Source organism: Stenotrophomonas sp. DDT-1, from assembly GCF_001580555.1.
Lineage (GTDB): Bacteria > Pseudomonadota > Gammaproteobacteria > Xanthomonadales > Xanthomonadaceae > Stenotrophomonas > Stenotrophomonas sepilia.
Window position 1 is genome coordinate 104,009 of sequence record NZ_LEKR01000006.1, and the last position, 17,653, is coordinate 121,661.

At 66.2% G+C, this 17,653-nt stretch carries 15 protein-coding genes; 12 read left to right on the forward strand and 3 right to left on the reverse strand.

Features of this window, described 5'->3' with window-relative positions:
- The first annotated feature begins 51 nt into the window (after positions 1-51).
- Both AB839_RS04990 and AB839_RS04995 read left to right on the forward strand, forming a co-directional pair.
- Positions 52-1,290: an FAD-binding oxidoreductase gene (locus AB839_RS04990; RefSeq protein WP_241776746.1), complete on the forward strand. Its 1,239-nt coding sequence runs from the start codon at positions 52-54 to the stop codon at positions 1,288-1,290.
- 225 nt (positions 1,291-1,515) lie between these two features.
- Entirely contained in the window at positions 1,516-3,108 is a 1,593-nt protein-coding gene (locus AB839_RS04995) for an MASE1 domain-containing protein (protein ID WP_061478520.1), read from the forward strand.
- A gap of 159 nt (positions 3,109-3,267) precedes the next feature.
- Here AB839_RS04995 and AB839_RS05000 read toward each other — a convergent pair whose 3' ends face one another.
- Entirely contained in the window at positions 3,268-3,654 is a 387-nt protein-coding gene (locus tag AB839_RS05000) for a hypothetical protein (protein WP_229298531.1), read from the reverse strand.
- Between the two features lie 562 nt (positions 3,655-4,216).
- Between AB839_RS05000 and AB839_RS05005 the strand changes: the two genes are divergently transcribed.
- The 3 genes from AB839_RS05005 to AB839_RS05015 all read left to right on the forward strand — a co-directional run bounded on the left by AB839_RS05005 (position 4,217) and on the right by AB839_RS05015 (position 7,765).
- Entirely contained in the window at positions 4,217-5,779 is a 1,563-nt protein-coding gene (locus AB839_RS05005; RefSeq protein WP_061478521.1) for an MASE1 domain-containing protein, read from the forward strand.
- A 95-nt stretch (positions 5,780-5,874) separates the two neighbouring features.
- Positions 5,875-7,218: a diguanylate cyclase gene (locus AB839_RS05010; protein WP_061478522.1), complete on the forward strand. Its 1,344-nt coding sequence runs from the start codon at positions 5,875-5,877 to the stop codon at positions 7,216-7,218.
- A gap of 85 nt (positions 7,219-7,303) precedes the next feature.
- Complete coding sequence (locus tag AB839_RS05015; protein ID WP_049416324.1) at positions 7,304-7,765, forward strand: bacteriohemerythrin; 462 nt, start codon at positions 7,304-7,306, stop codon at positions 7,763-7,765.
- Here the strand turns inward: AB839_RS05015 and AB839_RS05020 are convergent.
- Together AB839_RS05020 and AB839_RS05025 are read right to left on the reverse strand one after the other, a co-directional pair.
- Entirely contained in the window at positions 7,746-9,047 is a 1,302-nt protein-coding gene (locus AB839_RS05020) for an MFS transporter (RefSeq protein WP_061478550.1), read from the reverse strand. The genes AB839_RS05015 and AB839_RS05020 overlap by 20 nt on opposite strands.
- A gap of 236 nt (positions 9,048-9,283) precedes the next feature.
- Positions 9,284-10,780 carry an aldehyde dehydrogenase gene (locus AB839_RS05025; protein ID WP_061478523.1) on the reverse strand — a complete coding sequence of 499 codons (1,497 nt, stop codon included), beginning with the start codon at positions 10,778-10,780 and terminating at the stop codon, positions 9,284-9,286.
- A gap of 104 nt (positions 10,781-10,884) precedes the next feature.
- Between AB839_RS05025 and AB839_RS05030 the strand changes: the two genes are divergently transcribed.
- The 7 genes from AB839_RS05030 to AB839_RS05060 all read left to right on the forward strand — a co-directional run bounded on the left by AB839_RS05030 (position 10,885) and on the right by AB839_RS05060 (position 17,611).
- Positions 10,885-12,237 carry an aspartate aminotransferase family protein gene (locus AB839_RS05030; protein ID WP_061478524.1) on the forward strand — a complete coding sequence of 451 codons (1,353 nt, stop codon included), beginning with the start codon at positions 10,885-10,887 and terminating at the stop codon, positions 12,235-12,237.
- Between the two features lie 63 nt (positions 12,238-12,300).
- The gene (locus tag AB839_RS05035) at positions 12,301-13,179 is read left to right on the forward strand and encodes a hypothetical protein (protein WP_061478525.1); all 879 of its coding nucleotides are present in this window, start codon (positions 12,301-12,303) and stop codon (positions 13,177-13,179) included.
- A 124-nt stretch (positions 13,180-13,303) separates the two neighbouring features.
- Positions 13,304-14,590 carry a DUF445 family protein gene (locus AB839_RS05040; RefSeq protein ID WP_061478526.1) on the forward strand — a complete coding sequence of 429 codons (1,287 nt, stop codon included), beginning with the start codon at positions 13,304-13,306 and terminating at the stop codon, positions 14,588-14,590.
- A 243-nt stretch (positions 14,591-14,833) separates the two neighbouring features.
- The gene (locus AB839_RS05045; RefSeq protein WP_061478527.1) at positions 14,834-15,148 is read left to right on the forward strand and encodes a DUF3649 domain-containing protein; all 315 of its coding nucleotides are present in this window, start codon (positions 14,834-14,836) and stop codon (positions 15,146-15,148) included.
- On the forward strand, positions 15,145-16,782 hold the full coding sequence (locus AB839_RS05050; protein ID WP_061478528.1) for a PepSY-associated TM helix domain-containing protein: 1,638 nt from the start codon (positions 15,145-15,147) through the stop codon (positions 16,780-16,782). The genes AB839_RS05045 and AB839_RS05050 overlap by 4 nt, the downstream gene beginning before the upstream one ends.
- A complete protein-coding gene (locus AB839_RS05055) occupies positions 16,779-17,108 on the forward strand; it encodes a DUF3325 domain-containing protein (RefSeq protein ID WP_005415908.1) in 330 nt (109 codons plus the stop codon). Before AB839_RS05050 ends, AB839_RS05055 begins: the two co-directional genes overlap by 4 nt.
- Before the next feature lie 29 nt (positions 17,109-17,137).
- Positions 17,138-17,611, forward strand: a complete 474-nt coding sequence (locus tag AB839_RS05060) for a hypothetical protein (RefSeq protein ID WP_061478529.1) — start codon at positions 17,138-17,140, stop codon at positions 17,609-17,611.
- The last annotated feature ends 42 nt before the right edge of the window (positions 17,612-17,653 follow it).

Consider the following 17,653-nt stretch of genomic DNA (forward strand, 5'->3'; position numbering starts at 1 on the left):
GCGAGGCCTGCAGTGAGCGCCGCCTTTCCGCCCAGCTGGTATGCCTCCAGCCTGCCCGAACCGCCCGCACTGCCCGCGTTGCAGGGGCAGGTGCAGGCCGACGTTGCGGTGCTGGGCGCCGGCTATACCGGCCTGACCGCCGCACTGGAACTGGCCGTGCGTGGCCAACGCGTGGTGGTGCTGGACGCACAGCGGATCGGCTGGGGCGCGTCCGGCCGCAATGGTGGCCAGGCGCTGGTCGGCTATGGCTGCGAGGTGGACGAACTGGAGCGTCAACTCGGCCGTAACGATGCGCGCCACCTGTTCGACTGGTCGCGCGACGCGGTACAGGCGATGCGCAGGCGCATCGATCGCCATGGTATCGACTGCCATTGGGTGGAGGGCCACGCCAGCGTCGCCATCCGCGAGCGCCATGAGCGCGACCTGCGCGCCAACTGCGAGCATCTTCAGCGCCATTACGACTACCCGATGCAGTGGTGGGACCGTGATGCCCTGCGCGCACAGCTGGACAGCCCGCGCTACCGCGCCGCGATGTTCGATCCGCACAGCGCGCACCTGCACCCGCTGGCCTATGCGCGTGGCCTGGCCGATGCCGCGCGCGCGGCCGGCGTGGTGATCCACGAGAACTCCGCAGTGACCCGCGTGCAGCGCGGACCGCAGCCCACCCTGCATACCGCGCGGGGCAGCGTGCGCGCTGCGCATCTGGTGGTTGCCGGCAACGCCTGGCTGCAGGGCCTGCTGCCCGACCTGGAACGGCGGATCATGCCGGTCGGTACCTATATCGGCGCCAGCGCGCCGCTGGGGGCCGAGCGCGCCCGCGCCCTGATCGGCAACAACATGGCCGTGGCCGACACCGCCTGGGCACTGGACTATTTCCGCCTCAGCCACGACCACCGGCTGCTGTTTGGTGGCCGTGCCAGTTACTCGGCGCTGCCCCCACCCGGCCTGCGCGGGGTGATGCAGCGGCGCATGCACCAGGTGTTCCCGCAGCTGGCCGATGTGCCGCTGGAGCAGGTCTGGGGCGGTTACGTGGACATCACCCGCAACCGCGCTCCACATTGGGGCCGGCTGGACGGCAACCTGTACTTCGCGCAGGGGTTCTCCGGCCATGGGGTGGCCGCCGCCGGGCTGGCCGGCGAGGTCATCGCCGCCGCCATTGCAGGCCAGAGTGAGCGCCTGGACGTGTTCCAGCGCCTGCGGCATGCGCCTTTCCCCGGCGGCCGGCTGCTGCGCACGCCGCTGCTGGTGGCGGCGATGTCGTGGTACAAGCTGCGGGATGCGTTGTGGTGAAGATTCTGCATCTCCACCTGTATTGAACGTTCTGACAAGCGCACCGCAGCGCTGATCGTGCTGCACACGTCACAGATTTTCACGCAACATGTGTGATGGATGGTTGGTCAATTACCTAAATGCGCCGCTGTGCAATTGCATAATCGTTCGCAGACCGATAACGTCCTGAGAAACCGGGCCTCGCGGCGAATGGAAGCTGACAGGGGACACGCAGGAGAGGGGGACGTGCGATTGGACTGGTGGAAAGAAGGATTGTTGCTGAAGGTGCGCATTCGTCCGGCTGGCCTGATGCTTGCCTTGCTTTATGCAGTTGCCTATTGGGCAACCCGACAGCTGTCGCTGGATCAGTTCTATTTGCCAGCCGGCATCCGGGTGGCGGCCGTACTGTTGTGCCCGCCGCGCCTGTGGCCGTATCTGCTGCTGGGCGAATATGCGTACTTTGCACAGTCCCGCGTGCCAATGATCGAGAAGTACGGCCTGACTTGGGTCATTGTTGCCTCCGCGTTCCTCATGCCCGCAGTGATGTTGATTGTGAAGCTGCAACGGCGACTGATGGCGGAGTCGCAGACGATCGGCCTTTTGTTGATTGCCGCCGCTTCCAGCGTCGTAGTTACGCTGCTGAACCTCAGCTTTTCCCATCTGCTCTGGCCAACACCCCCTTCCACGCCCTTCCTGACCAGTGCGGCGCGTTACAGCGTGGGCGACTTCATCGGCATTCTGACGGTGGCCCCCATCGCCATGCTGTGGGCGCGACAGGACGTGGGGCAGGAATGGAACGCTGGACGAAAGACCCCGATGCTGGCGGCACTTTCATCGATGCTCCTGATCGGGATAGCAGCAACTCAACTGCCCGCAGACTGGGTTGCGCTGAAGGCAACGCTCCTGCTGCTGTTGGCACTCCCCGCGGCCGCACTTACCTGCCTGTATGGCTGGAAGGGTGCCGCCCTTGCAGTACCGGTGCTCAACATGGTCATCGGTCTGACCACGCCCAACACCCATCCCAGCGCATTCGATCCCGCGGCCTTCATCACCCAGCAGATCATGGCGATCAGCGGCATCGTATTGCTGTTGCTCGGATCACGCATCACCCACTTCTACCATCGTTACCGGCTGCGCGAGATGGGGGAAAGGGACGCCATCCATCTTGCGAGGAGCTCGCAATTGGCCAGCGAGATGGAGCTGCGTGAGCGTGCCCTGCACCTTCGCAAGCTCGGCGACGGCATTGATACGTCACTGGTGGAGCTGGCCGACTGGCTCAAGGCCCAGGGACATCACGCAGTGGCCAGCAGCCTTCTGCATACCTCGAATGTACATTCGAGACTCTTTCGCGAACAGACAAGCATGGTCTATCCCTCGGGCCTGGAGCATCTTGGGCTTTACGTGGCTTTGCAGGCTGGTGGCATCCGTGAGTCGTGGAAGCTGACGGAGCGCGTTCTCCGCCCTGATCTGAAAGGCGACCCCTGCAACCTGAGCGTGGAACTGCAGTTGGCCGCTTACCGGACACTCATTGATGCGGTCTCCATTCTTCTCAAGCATGAAGGTGGACAGATTCGCATTCGTGCAAGATGCGGCGGAATGGGCTCCAGGCGCGGAATTCTCATGGTCGTGTCGCTGCTGGAGTCGCGTCGGCGTCTTTCCCAGCAGACAACCATGGCAGCGTTCGAGCGGCTGACCGGGCGAACCCTGCCCTATGACGGGACCGTTGACTGCTATCGCAACCGGGTCAGGATCCTGTTCCTCGACCGTGAAACAAAACTTGAGACACAGCCCAGTGCTCCATCACGGTACAGCTGCCCTGCACCCTCTGCGCTGCAGTAGTGCATTCACAGTCAAGCGATCGGATCGAACCAACGCAGCGGTATCGCATGAACGTCCCGCTCATCCCGCTGGCCAAAGGCGTCATGGGCACCCGGCGAACATCCGGGTGCCCATGCGGTCTGACACTGAAGCTCTCCGATATCCCGGCAACAGGCGGTATCAGGGTGCCTCTACCGCCCACAAGACATCAGCTCCGCTTGCATATCTGACCAGCGTGAATGCGGGGGACCGATAGACAACCGTCCTGGTGGCTTTGGCGGGAACAGGCAGGCGCTGCTCAGGCAACGACACCTTCGCAGATGGGTCACCTGCCGGCAGTACCCAGAACGTGCCCGCAGCATTGCCGATCACGATGTGCACGTGGCCCGCGAGATCGTTTACCTGGAAATAATCCATGCCATCGCGCTCGAACCCATAGACCAACCAGCCGGGATCCACGCTCAGGTCCTGTGCCTGCGGAATCGACTGGCCGAGTCCTTGGCCGGCCATCTTGATTCCATGGTCGTCACTCGGGGCAAAAGCAAAAACGGATACCGGCACCAACATCAATGCACCAGCACATGCATGAATTCGGAAACTTCTCACACTAACCTCCAGGTTGGATGCAATACGGATCAAGAAGGATGCTACCGCCAATCACGTCAGCATATACCGGGCAGACTCCGCAGTGCCTGTCGGACATAATCCACTGGATCGATACAAACCCATGCCACGCCGAAGCTGCGGCCGAAATCGCCAATACCCGTAGCGAAACCCGCCCACGGTGCGGGTCAGCTGCATCTGCGACAAATGACCTGGACAGGCGCGTGTAACAGCAGGACATTGTCGATTGCGCGATAGTGAACACAGTGGACAGCATCAACTGCCGAACGTAGCAGGTGCAACGGCTGCAACGTGATCGAACCGAGGACGCGCTGATTGTGGATGATTCACCGTCCGCTGGTGGCTATGCCGACGCACTGCTGACCGTGTAGGGCCACGAAGCGCAGGAAGCCGGCAATTGCAGCACAAGGGGAAGCCACGCACCTCGATTGCGCCCTTCTCCGACTGTCGATAATGTCTACGGAAGTGGCCAGTCATCATTGGCCGGGAGACGAGAGGCGCGGGCTTGGAGCGATTCAATGAATCGATTGAACTGAGCTTCCGGATACGACCCGTCGGAATCGCACTCGCGGCCGCCTACGCCCTGAGCTGCCTTTCCTTGCGTCAGTACTCGCTGGATCAGTTCTTCCTGCCTGCGGGCATCCGGGCAGCGGCACTACTGGTCGTCCCGACCCGCCTGTGGCCCTACCTGCTGCTTGGCGAGTACGCCTACTTCGCAACCCTGCGCATCCCCATGATCGACAGCTACGGCCTGGCCTGGGTCATCCTGGCCTCGACGCTGCTGATGCCGATGGCGATGCTGGTGGTCCACCTGCACCGCATGAGAATGCCATCGGAGTCCGCCGCCGGCCTCTGGCTGCTGTCGCTGACCTTCTGCACGGCGTTGTTCGTCCCGGCTCTCAATATGGGCATTTCATTCGCCCTGTGGTCGAACCCGCCGCCGAGCAACCTGCTTGGCGCAGTTGATCGCACGATCTTTGGCCACTTCGCCGCCATCATTACCCTCGTGCCACTGGCATTCCTCTGGTCGCGACGAGGCGCGGCTCCCAATTGGACGCGCCGCTTTGCTGCACCTACGGTCACGGCCATCCTGGTGATGCTGGTCCTGGCCCTGTGCATGCAGCTTACGGCCATCAGCGCCCACACCACACGCACCCACCTGGTGCTGCTGTCCTCCCTACCGGCGATCGCCCTGACCTTCATGCATGGGTGGCGTGGCGCTGCCATCGCGATTCCGCTGTTGAACCTTCCACTCCATTTCGCCACTCCCAGCACCGGCCTACCGTCCTCGTTCGACCTGGGCACCTTCGCCACCCAGCAGAACATGGCCGTGATGAGTGTCGCACTGCTCGCCCTGGGATCCAGCATCAGCTATCACCACGAGCGTGCACGGTCCCGTGGACTGGCTGAGGAAACCACATTGCGCTTGGCACGTAGTTCGCATCAGATCCATGAGCGTGAACTTCGCGAGCGCGCCTCCCATCTCAAGCAACTCGGCGAAGGCATGGACAGCTCGCTCGGCGAGATGGTCAGCTGGCTGAAGGCGCAGGGGCATCACGCGGTGGCCAACAGCCTGCAGCACGCTTCATCCGTGCATTCGCGGCTGTTCCGTGAACAGGCCAGTCTGGTCTACCCCACGGGGCTGGAGCAGGTTGGGCTGTATATCGCGCTGCGCGTTGGCGGCGCATGCGAGAACTGGGACAACTCCCATCGCGTGATACCGCCCCGGCTGGAGGGCAACCCCTGCCTGCTGACTGTTGACCTGCAGCTCGCCATCTATCGCTCGCTGATCGAGGCGGTGTCGCTGCTGCTGGAGCTGGAGTCGGGACAGGTCAGCGTGCGCGCCCGGAGCGGCCAGGCTGGCGACCGCCGCGGCATTGTGGTGGTCGTGGGCCTGCTTGACCGCAGTTGCACGCTGTCGAGTGGGACCGTTCAGCAGGCCACGGAGCGTCTGGCCGGCCGGATAATGGCCTACGGCGGTACGGTGCATTGCCGTGGCAACCGGCTCCGGCTCGTCCTGCACGAATCCATTGCGGGCACAGCGGCGTCATTCGCATCGCCCGCCTGATCGCCGAACGACACGCAGGGCATACTGCCCCGCTAAAGTTACACCCGAAACCGCCGCTATCCGTGCCGAGTCCCTCCCTCGTGAGCCACCGCATCATGCCCGTGCTGCCGCAGGCCGCCGTCGATGGCGACCTGGCCGATCCGCTGCCGCAGCGGATCCTGCTGGTCGAAAACTCCCGTGCGTTCACCGGCATGCTGCGCGAAGCCATCGAGCAGCGCCTGGAACTGCCGGTGGTGATCGCCTCCACCCTGGCCGAGGCCGACCGGCTGCTCAGCGAAGACGGAGGCTGGTTCCTGGTGCTGACCGGACTGGTGCTGGCCGACGGCGACCGCGATGCAGTGGTCGAATTCTTCCTCAAGCGCGACCTGCCGACGGTGGTGGTCAGCGGCGTTTACGACGAGGACCTGCGCAAGCGCGTGCTGCAGCAGCAGATCATCGACTACGTGCTGAAGAACACCCCCGGCAGCATCGACTACCTGGTATGGCTGGTGCAGCGGCTGGAACGCAACCGGCGCATCGCCGCGCTGGTGGTGGACGATTCGCCGTCCGCGCGTGGCTATGCCGCCGCCCTGCTGCGGATGTATGGGCATGAGGTGCACGAAGCCGCCGACGGCAACGAGGGCCTGGCTGCTATCGAGGCACATCCGGCGATCCGCCTGGCGGTGGTCGACCAGGAAATGCCCGGCATGCAAGGCGTGGAATTCACCCGTCGCCTCCGCACCCTGCGCTCGCGCGACAAGGTGGCGGTGATCGGCATCTCCGGCAATACCGACGCCTCATTGATCCCGCGCTTCCTGAAGAACGGCGCCAACGATTTCCTGCGCAAGCCGTTCTCGCGCGAGGAGTTCTTCTGCCGCGTCTCGCAGAACGTGGACCAGCTGGAACTGATCGGCACCCTGCAGGACCTGGCCACCCGCGACTTCCTCACCGGCCTGCCCAACCGGCGCTTCTTCCTGGAGCAGAGCCAGCGCCAGCTGCCGCAGCTGCAGCTGCACGGCCAATGCGTGGCGGTGGCGATGATCGACATCGACCACTTCAAGCACATCAACGACACCCATGGCCACGAAGCAGGCGACGACGCGCTGCGCGCGGTGGCCGGCGCGGTGACCGCGCATGCACGCAGCCACGACCTGATCGCGCGCTTCGGCGGCGAGGAGTTCTGCCTGCTGGTGCCAGACATGGAACAGGACGAGGCGCTGCTGTACTTCGAGGAGCTGCGCCAGCGCATCGCCGCACTGGAGGTGGACATCGGCACCGCTACCCTGCGCATGACGGTCAGCATCGGCCTGTGCTGCCTGCGCCCGCAGCGCGATGCGCTGCACCGGCTGATCTCCGAGGCCGACCGCCAGCTGTACCTGGCCAAGGCCGGTGGCCGCAACCGGGTCAGCTGCACCACGGTGGCCAGCCCGCTGCGTCCACGCGAGCCTGCGCTGACCTGACCGGCTCGCTTTGATCCAGATCAACGCCGTTCCCGCACGGCAGCTCTACAGTCGGCCCCGACATACGCATGAAGGGGAGCCGGGGATGGCACTACTTGTCTGGCAGGACGATCTGAACATCGGCATCGATGTGATCGACCAACAACACCGCCGCATCATCGAGATGCTCAACCACCTGCACGTGGCGCAGACCAGCCTGCAGCGTGCAGCGGTGGGTGAAGTGATCGACGAAGTCGTCGACTACACCATGTCGCACTTCGCGTTCGAGGAAGAGCTGATGGAGGAGGCGGGCTACCCGTTCTGTGCAGCGCACAAGCGCGTGCATGAGATCTTCATCAAGCGCGTGGCCGAGTACCGGTTGCGCTTCCAGGCCGGCGAGGACATCAGCGACGAACTGCGCACCATGCTCTCGCGCTGGTTGTTCAACCACATCCGCGGCGATGATCAGGCCTATGCCGAACAGGTCAAGGCGCACCTGAACCAGTTCACCCGCGAGCACCAGGGCGGTGGCTGGCTGGGACGCACGCTCAAGCGCTTCTTTGGCTGAACCGCAGCGCGCGCCGGTGCAGTGCCACCAGCGCGCACAGCGTCGCTGCCGCAGTCAGGCACAGGTAGTAGCCGACCGCGACCAGGCCGAAGCGTTCGGCCAGCCAGGTGGCCAGGTACGGCGCCGGTGCCGCACCCAGAATGCCGGCCAGGTTGAATGACAGTGATGCGCCGGTGTAGCGCACCTCCACCGGGTAGACCTCGGCGAGGAAGGTACCGCAGGGGCCATAGGTCAGGCCCATCAGGAACAGGCCCAGGCACAGGAAGGCGGTGACCATCCACGGGCTGTGCGGCTGGAACAGCGGCGCGAACAGCACGCCGAAACCGATGATCAGCACACTGGCCACGATCATCGTGCGGCGCGTCCCCCAGCGGTCGCCATAGCGCGCCGACAGCGGGATGCCCAGCGCGAAGAACAGCATGCCGGCCATCTGCATCAGCAGGAACTGCTCGCGGCTGTAACCCAGCACCGCGGTGCCATGGCCCAGACTGAACACTGTCATCAGGTAGAACAGCACGAAGGTGGCGAACGCGCCCAGGGTACCCAGCAGCATCGGCACCGGGTGGTCACGCAGCACCGTCCACATCGGCAGCCGCACCGGCGCCTTGCGCTCCAGCGCCTGCTTGAAGTCGGGGGTCTCGTGGATGTTCAACCGCACCCACAGGCCGAGGCCGACCAGCAGCGCGCTGGCCACGAACGGAATGCGCCAGCCCCACTGCAGGAAGTCGGCCTGGCTCAGGCAACGGCCGAGCACCAGGAAGATGCCGGCCGACAGCAGGAAGCCGAGCGGTGCACCCAGCTGCGGGAACATGCCGTACCAGGCACGCTTGCCCGGCGGTGCGTTCTCGGTGGCCAGCAGCACTGCCCCGCCCCACTCCCCGCCCAGACCCAGGCCCTGGCCGAAACGGCACAGCGCCAGAAGCGCCGGCGCCCACAGACCGATCTGTGCGTGCGTCGGCAGCAGGCCGATCAGCACCGTGGACAGCCCCATGGTCAGCAGCGCAGCCACCAGGGTGGCCTTGCGGCCGATGCGATCGCCGAAATGGCCGAACACTGCCGAGCCAACCGGGCGTGCGATGAAGGCCACCGCGAAGGTTGCCAGCGACTGCAGCAGGGCTGCCTGTTCGCTGCTGTCCGGGAAGAACAGGTGCGGGAACACCAGCACCGCGGCCGTGGCGTAGATGTAGAAGTCGAAGAACTCGATCGTGGTACCGATCAGGCTGGCCAGCAGCACACGACGGGGGGAATTCACGGGCGGCGCGGCAGCGGTGATCGAGGACATCGGCAACATGGGCAATGGCAGATCGCCCGATTCTGCCACGGGCTGGCGGCGGTACGGCACGATGGTTTCAGCCGACACCGATGCCAACGAGGGGGCAGGCGCCTGTAACGTCGAGCCATGCTCGACGGTTCTTCGCGAGATGCAGCCGAGCATGGCTCGGCTCCACGGAAGAACGAACGGCAGTCGAGCATCGCTCGACTCTACAGAGAGCGAACAGCCGTCCAGCAATCGCGTCGTTACAACTGGATCCAGGTGGCCTTGATCTCGCTGTACTTGTCGAACGCATGCAGCGATTTGTCGCGCCCGTTGCCGGACTGCTTGTAGCCACCGAACGGAGCGGTCATGTCCCCGCCATCCCAGCCGTTCACCCAGATGCTGCCGGCGCGCAGCTGGCGCGCGACGCGGTGGGCCCGCCCCAGGTCCCGCGTCCACAGGCCGGCGGCCAGGCCGTAGCGGCTGTCATTGGCCACGCGCACCGCTTCGGCCTCGTCTTCGAACCCCAGCACGGCCAGCACCGGCCCGAACACTTCCTCGCGCGCCAGTGCCTGCTCCGGGCGCACCTGGTCGAACACGGTGGGCTGGACGTAGCTGCCGCCGGCTTCCACTTCGGCGCGCCGCCCACCCAGCAGCAACCGGGCGCCCTCGCCTTCGGCGCGCGCGATATCGTCCATCACCTTGTCCAGGTGCGCGGCATCCACCAGCGCGCCCATCGGCGCATCGGGGTCCAATGGATGGCGGGGGTGCATGTGCTGGCCATAGGCAACCACCTGATGCACGAAATCCTCGCGGATCGAACGCTGTACCAGAAGCCGCGAACCTGCGGTACAGACCTCGCCCTGGTTGAAGAAGATACCCTGTGCCACCGCCTTCGCGGCGGCGTCCAGATCAGGGGCGTCGGCGAACACCACATGCGGGCTCTTGCCGCCACACTCCAGCCAGACCCGCTTGAGGTTGGATCGCCCTGAACACTGCAGCAGCTTCGCGCCCGTGGCGGTGGAGCCGGTGAAGGCGAGCACGTCCACATCCATGTGCAGGGCCAACGGCTCACCGACGCGCGCACCGTACCCCGGCAGCACGTTCAGCACGCCCTCTGGCAGGCCCGCCTCGGCCGCAAGTGCGGCCAGCCGCAGCGCACTCAGCGGTGACCGCTCGGACGGCTTGAGTACCACCGAGTTGCCCATGGCCAATGCAGGCGCGATCTTCCAGCAAGCCATCAGCAGCGGAAAGTTCCACGGAACGATCGCGGCCACGACCCCGGCGGCCTCGCGCGTGACCAGTCCCAGTTCGTGCGGGCCGGTCGGCGCGATCTCGCCGTACAGCTTGTCCACGGCCTCGGCGGTCCAGCGCAGGCAGCGCACCGCGCCTGGCAGGTCGATGCGGCGCGCATCACGCACCGGCTTGCCCATGTCCAGGGTTTCCAGCAGGGCCAGCTCGTCGGCGTGCTTTTCCACCAACGCCGCCAAGGCCAGCAGCACGCGTTTGCGATGGGACGGACTTGCCTGCGACCAGTGCCCCGCCTCGAAGCTGCGCCGCGCGGCCATTACCGCGCGCTCCACGTCCTGCGCGTCGCAGTCGGCGACCTCCCCCAGTACGCGACCGTCGATCGGGCTGACGCAGTCGAAACGGGCGCCGCTGGCTGCATCGACATAGCGGCCATCGATGAAGGCCTGGCCTGGCATCGACAGCTGGAGGGCCAGCACCTGCCAATGGCTGCGGTCGGGAAAATCGACCATGGGAAGCTCCAGCATTCAACGAACCTTGGTTATACCGGGGTCACCGCGACTCCGCCGTGACGTGGCTGCGCTACATTCATCGCATCGGACCCGATGGAGCTGGCATGAAGCGTTCCGCGAGCGACCTGCACGACCTGGCCACACAGCGCCCCGAGTCACTGGACGCTTACTGGATGCCATTCACCGCCAACCGCCAGTACAAGGCGGCACCACGCATGCTGGTCCGCGCCGAAGGCATGCACTACGAAGACATCGATGGCCGACAGATCCTTGACGGCACCGCCGGCCTGTGGTGCTGCAACGCCGGCCACGCGCGACCGCGCATCGTCGAGGCCATCGCCGGGCAGGCACGCACGCTCGACTACTCGCCCGCTTTCCAGATGGGCTCGCCGCCGGCCTTCGCGCTGGCACAGCGGCTGGCCGCACTGGCTCCGGCCCTGCTCAACCATGTGTTCTTCACCAGCTCCGGCTCGGAGGCGGTGGATACCGCGATGAAGATCGTGCTGGCTTACCACCGCCAGCGTGGCGAGGGCCAGCGCACGCGCTTCATCAGCCGCGAGAAGGCGTATCACGGCGTCGGTTTCGGTGGCATGGCACTGGGCGGTCTGCCCAACAACCGCAGGGCGTTCGGCCTGCAGCTGGGGGGCGTGGACTATCTGCGCCACACCCTGGACCTGCAGCGCAACGCGTTCAGCAAGGGCCTGCCGCGCCAGGGCGCGGAGCTGGCCGACGACCTGGAACGGCTGATCGCGCTGCATGACGCCTCGACGATTGCCGCCGTCTTCGTCGAGCCCATCGCCGGCTCCGCCGGGGTGATCCTGCCCGCGCCCGGATACCTGCAGCGCCTGCGCGAATTGTGCGACCACCACGGCATCCTGCTGGTGTTCGATGAGGTCATCACCGGTTTCGGCCGGGTCGGCATGCCCTTCGCCGCACAGCGCTTCGGGGTCACCCCGGACCTGCTGACCTTTGCCAAGGCGGTCAGCAACGGCGCGGTGCCGCTGGGCGGCGTGCTGGCCAGCGACGCCGTGCATGCCACGCTGATGCAGGCCCCGCCGCAGGCCATCGAGCTGTTCCACGGCTATACCTACTCGGGGCACCCGCTGGCCTGCGCCGCAGCGCTGGCAACACTGGACGTCTACGCCGAGGAGCGCCTGTTCGAGCGCGCCATCGAACTGGGCGAGTACTGGCAGGAACGGCTGCACGCGCTGCAGGGCCTGCCCAACGTGATCGACATCCGCAACTTCGGCCTGGTCGGTGCGGTCGAGCTGGCGCCGCGCCGCGATGCACCTGGCAGCCGCGGCTACGAGGTGTTCCGGCGCTGCTTCCACGACGGCCGGCTGCTGGTGCGCTGTACCGGTGACATCATCGCGCTGTCGCCGCCGCTGATCGTGGACAAGGCACAGATCGACCAGATCACCGGCACCCTGGGCGAGATGATCGGGGCCACCGCCTGAGCCCGGGCCGGTGGTGGCGAGCGGGTACAATGGGCGGTTCCGCTCCTGCTCGCTGCCGTGCCCATGGATATCGTCGTCAAAGAAGAACTCAAGGCCTACATCGACCCGCTGACCGCGGACGAACATGACGCGCTGGAGCGCAGCATCCTGGCCGAAGGCTGCCGCGATGCGCTGGTGCTGTGGGGTAATGTGCTGGTCGATGGTCACAACCGTTTCGGCATCTGCCAGAAGCATGGCCTGCCCTTCAACACCGTGCAGAACACGCGCTTCCAGAGCATGGAAGACGTGCACCTGTGGATGATCGAGCAGCATCTGGGCCGCCGCAGCGTGTCCGATTTCCAGCGCGGTGTGCTGGCGCTGCGCAAGCGCGACATCCTGGCCGCCCGCAAGCAGGTCGAGCAGGCGCAGCTGCAGCGCGAGAGCGACGGTACCGCCGAGATTGCCGATGAGGCGGGCGAAGACAGCCCGCCGTGGGAGCCGGCACCGAAGCTCAGCCGCGCCGAGCTGGCCCGCGAAGCCAAGCTGAGTACCAGCCAGGTCGGCATGATCGAGCGCATCCACGCCCAGGCTGCCCCCGAAGTGGTGGAGGCAGTGAAGGCCGGCGTGATCTCGATCAGCGCCGCTGCAGCCGTGGCCGACCTGCCCGAAGAGGAGCAGCGCGCCGCCGCCGCCGGTGGCAAGGACGAGCTGAAGCAGGCGGCCAAGCGCGTGCGCGAATCCAAACGCAAGCCGCGCGCGCCGAAGCCGGACGCGGCCGAGATGGACTTCGAGGAGCCCAGCGAGGACGAGATCGCCAGCCGCGACGCCGAAGTGCTGTTGGCGCTGGAACAGCTGGGCGAGGATGCCCCGGCCCTGCGCCGCCGCGTGGTCGCGTTGACCCGCGAGAACGACACCCTGCGCGCCCAGCTGGCCGCGCTGCGCAAGCAACTGGAAGCGCTTTAAAAAGACGCGAACCTCTCATGTAGAGCCGGGCCCATGCCCGGCTGCGGTTTGCCGCACGCAAGGCAGCCGAGCATGGGCTCGGCTCTACAGGCAGGCATCACCGGGCTGCGGTTAGACTCGTGCAATGACGCCTGCCCACGATCCGCGCCGCGCCCAGCTGCGGCGCCTGAAAGCCCTCGCACTGGGCCTGCTGCTGTTGATGCTGGCCGGATTCGCGGTCAGCCATTGGCACGGCGAACGCGGCATCTGGGCCTGGGTTTCGGCCTTCTGCGAGGCCGCTGCGGTCGGCGCGCTGGCCGACTGGTTCGCAGTCGTTGCGCTGTTCCGGCGGCCAATGGGCCTGCCGATTCCGCACACCGCGATCATCCCGCGCAGCAAGGAGCGCATCGGCGACAGCCTGGCGCTGTTCGTGCGCGACCAGTTCCTGGAGCCAGGTGTGCTGCTGGCCAAGCTGCAGGTGTTCGATCCGGCCAGCCGTCTCGGCAGCTGGCTGTCCGACCCGGCACGCTCGCGGATGCTGGCCGACATGGCCCGCAGCTGGGCGCTGCAGGCACTGGATTTCTTCGACGAAGCCGCGGTACGCCGGCAACTGCACGCCTTCGTGGTGCAGCAGCTGCGGCAGTGGAATGCCGCTGCCACCGCCGGTGAACTGCTGGCCCTGCTGACCGCCGATGGACGCCACCAGCGCGTGCTGGACGAGGGCCTGCAGCGGCTGGGGCGCTGGCTGGAGCAGCCGGAGGTGAAGGAACGCGCCTCGCAGCTGATCGTGCGCTACATCCAGCGCGAATGGCCGACGCTGTCGAGCACCGTGAACTGGGTCAAGCCGATCGACGAGATCGGCGACAGCCTGGCCGAGCGCCTGGCGCGGGCGGTACTGGAAGAACTGCAACAGGTGCTGGCCGAGCCGCAGCATCCGCTGCGCCAGGACTATGAGACCTGGCTGCAGAACTACGTGCAGCGCCTGCGCGAAGACCCGGCGCTGGCCGAGCGCATCGAACAGCTCAAGCAGGACATGATCGACCACCCCGCCCTGCAGGACTACGTGCAGGGGCTGTGGGCGCGCATCCATGCCAGCCTGCGCGCCGACCTGCAACGCGAGGACTCGGCACTGGTCGGCCACCTGCAGCGCAGCCTGGCGTCGCTGGGCAGCAGCCTGCAGGCCGACCCGGCCCTGCGCGAGGCCCTCAACCAGCACCTGCTGGAAGGTGCGCAGCGCCTGACCGGGCGCCTGCGCGAGGGCGTGACCACGCATATCGCGCAGACCGTGAAGGGCTGGGACGAGCGGCACCTGGTCGAGCAACTGGAACTGAGCGTGGGTCGCGACCTGCAGTTCATCCGCTTCAATGGCACCCTGGTGGGCGGGTTGATCGGCCTGCTGCTGCATGCGGCAACCGTGGTGTTCAGGTTCTAGCCCCGGCCAACGCCTACGATCAGCACGCTTGATTCATAAAATGCGAATACATATCATTTACTGATCGGTTGTACGCTTAGCCAAACGGGCACGAAGACGTGCCCATCGCCCGTGTACTGCCCCGACTTCTGGGCTGCCCGTCTGCGCGGGCAGTGCTTCGTCGATGGGACACGCTGGGCGACATGCGCAGGGCGCAAGGGGGCCGCGGACGCGTTCCATCCCTTCTCCTACCTCAGGAACGCCGTGGACCGCTCGCCCACCCCCGCCAGCCCCCGCACCTTGTTCTCCAACCCGCGCTGGGGCGTGCTGTCACGCGCTTTGGCCGCGATTTTCGGCGGCTATGCGCTGGCCTCGATGACCAGCGTGTTCTGCGCGGTGGCGTTGCCCGGCGCGCGCGGCCAGACCGTGCTGACCGGCATGCTGCTGGCCATTCTGGTGGCTGCCTGCGCGGCGCTGTGGGCCTTCGCCACCCGCAGCGCGCTGCGGGCCTGGGTCGGCATCCTCGCCCCCGCCCTGCTGATGGCGGCGGTCGCACGCCTGTTGGGAGCCTGGGCATGAAGAACGGATTCCGCCAGTCGATGGCCTGGCTGCATACCTGGACGGGCCTGCTGGTCGGCTGGTTGCTGCTGCTGATCTTCATGGCCGGCACGGCCAGCTACTACCGCGAGGAAATCAGTCGCTGGATGCGCCCGGAGCTGCCGTCCAGCAACGTCAGCATCGACGTGGCCGCGCAGCGCGCGGTGGACTACCTGCAGGCCAATGCGAGCCACGCCGAGAACTGGTTCGTCACCCTGCCGCAGCCGCGCAACCCGGCCATGCAGCTGTTCTGGCGGCTGCCACCGGAACTGGCTGACCCCAGTCGTGGCCGTCGCGGTGGCTTCGGCGACGCCACGCTCGATCCGAACACCGGCCAGGCATTGAAGGCGCGCGAGACCCGTGGCGGCGACTTCTTCTACCGCCTGCACTTCGACCTGCACTACATCCCGGTGTACTGGGCGCGCTACCTGGTCGGGTTCTGCGCGATGTTCATGCTGGTGGCGATCATCACCGGCGTCATCACCCACAAGAAAATCTTCAAGGACTTCTTCACCTTCCGCAAGGACAAGGGCCTGCGGTCCTGGCTGGATTTCCACAACGTCAGCGCGGTGATGGCCCTGCCGTACCACGCGATGATCACCTACACCGGCATCGTCACTCTGATGATCATGTACCTGCCGTGGGGGGTGAAAGTTGCCTACCCGCAGGACGAGGACAAGTTCTTCAGCGAAGCCTTCGGCGGCATGCCAGAGGTGACCGCGCCGGCACAAGGCCGCGCCACGCCGCTGCCGATCGCACAGCTGCTGGACAGCGCGCGTGCACACTGGCACGGCGTGGAAGTGGCCGGCTTCACCGTGTCCAACCCGGGCGCTGCCAATGCGGTGATCGACATCCGCCAACGCGACGGCAGGCGTTTGTCCACCGACACCCCGGCGCTGCGCTACAACATGGTCAACGGTGCGCTGCTGGAAGAGACGCCGCCGTCCGGCGGCGCCACCGCCACCCGTGGCGTGCTGTATGGCCTGCACCTGGCGCGCTTCGCCGACTGGGGCCTGCGCGCACTGTTCTTCCTGTCCGGCCTGGTCGGCTGCCTGATGGTCGCCAGCGGCGTGGTGCTGTGGGCGGTGAAGGAGCGTCCCAGGCATGCCAGGAACGGGCGTACCGGATTCGGCCTGCGCCTGGTCGATGCGCTGAACATCGGCACCGTGGCCGGCCTGCCGATCGCCTTCGCGGCGTACTTCTGGGGCAACCGCCTGCTGCCGCTGCAGATCGCCGAGCGCTCCAATGCCGAGGCCAACGTGTTCTTCTACGCCTGGGGCGGCGCGCTGCTGGCCGCCTTCATCTGGCCGAAGCGGATGATGTGGGCGTGGCAGCTGTACCTGGGTGCGGCCGCGTTCGCACTGGTGCCGGTGGTCAATGCGCTGACCACGCACGCGCATCTGGGCATCACACTGCGCAGCGGCGACTGGGTACTGGCCGGCGTCGATCTTTCGATGATCGCGTTCGGCGCGATGCTGGCGCTGTGCGGCTGGCGCATGCAGCGCTGGACGCCACCGCTGAGTGCGGCCGAGAAGAAGAAACGTGCGGCCGCTGCGGCTGCGCCGAAGGCATCGGTGAACACTGCAGAAGCGGCCGAAGCGGAGGCCAGCGCATGATGCTGCTGGCACTGGCGCTGTCGTTCTCTGCGTTCACCGCGCTGTCGCTGTCGATGGAAAAGCACCAGCACGACCTGCATGGCAAGGCCGCGGCCGCACCCGCACGGCGGATGCAGTGGCGGGTGCTGGGCTGGGCGCTGCTGGCGGCGGCGTTCGCACTGTGCGTGGCCGACCACGGCTGGGCGATGGGCCCGGTGCTGTGGCTGGGGGCAATGACCCTGGCCGGCGTGACGCTGTCGTTCGGGTTGTATCCGTATCGTCCAACGTGGATTGCGCCGCTGGCGATCGCGCTGCCGGTGCTGGGGTTGGTGCTGGAATTGCTGTAGCCGCAGGACGGGGACAGCGGCATCCTCGCATGGCGTGGATCTACAATGCCCGTATGGATAGCATGCTGCAGCGGATGTCTGGAATCGGCTTTTTTTCCCGGTTGGGTGAAACACTGCCCATAACGGCCGGCGTCGTCGCCGTTCGGTCGCTGGCCGAAGCACTGCGGACCATCGATACCGATGGTTTCGAATGGATGCCCACGACACTGGGCGATTCGGATCCGTTTCACGGCGCCCTGCCCCATCCCGCCGAACTCGCCGACGCCCGACGCGAACTCAACCGCACGTTGATGCGCGCGCTTTCGGCACTGGATCTGCCGGCACTGCGCTGTGGTGCACATGACCTGCAGCTGGTGGCGCGCGATGGGGCGATGTTCGCCTTCCGGCAACGCCTGCTGGAGATGCATCTCGGCCTGCCGGCACACTGGGAGCCTGTGCTTGCGCTGTACGAACAGGGCCATTGGCCCCTGGCCCATGCGCCGGGGCGATTGTTGGTGCTTTAGGCCGATCCACGCATGGCGTGGATCTACGGACCAGATGCGGTA

Excerpts from the sequence above, each read along its gene's own strand:
- AB839_RS05010 (WP_061478522.1), top strand. The coding sequence starts at position 5,875 with ATGCCCGTGCTGCCGCAGGCCGCCGTCGATGGCGACCTGGCCGATCCG.
- AB839_RS05025 (WP_061478523.1), bottom strand. The coding sequence starts at position 10,780 with ATGGTCGATTTTCCCGACCGCAGCCATTGGCAGGTGCTGGCCCTCCAG.
- AB839_RS05060 (WP_061478529.1), top strand. The coding sequence starts at position 17,138 with ATGGCGTGGATCTACAATGCCCGTATGGATAGCATGCTGCAGCGGATG.
- AB839_RS05040 (WP_061478526.1), top strand. The coding sequence starts at position 13,304 with ATGACGCCTGCCCACGATCCGCGCCGCGCCCAGCTGCGGCGCCTGAAA.
- AB839_RS05030 (WP_061478524.1), top strand. The coding sequence starts at position 10,885 with ATGAAGCGTTCCGCGAGCGACCTGCACGACCTGGCCACACAGCGCCCC.
- AB839_RS05020 (WP_061478550.1), bottom strand. The coding sequence starts at position 9,047 with ATGTCCTCGATCACCGCTGCCGCGCCGCCCGTGAATTCCCCCCGTCGT.
- AB839_RS05035 (WP_061478525.1), top strand. The coding sequence starts at position 12,301 with ATGGATATCGTCGTCAAAGAAGAACTCAAGGCCTACATCGACCCGCTG.
- AB839_RS05050 (WP_061478528.1), top strand. The coding sequence starts at position 15,145 with ATGAAGAACGGATTCCGCCAGTCGATGGCCTGGCTGCATACCTGGACG.
- AB839_RS05000 (WP_229298531.1), bottom strand. The coding sequence starts at position 3,654 with ATGTTGGTGCCGGTATCCGTTTTTGCTTTTGCCCCGAGTGACGACCAT.
- AB839_RS05015 (WP_049416324.1), top strand. The coding sequence starts at position 7,304 with ATGGCACTACTTGTCTGGCAGGACGATCTGAACATCGGCATCGATGTG.
- AB839_RS05055 (WP_005415908.1), top strand. The coding sequence starts at position 16,779 with ATGATGCTGCTGGCACTGGCGCTGTCGTTCTCTGCGTTCACCGCGCTG.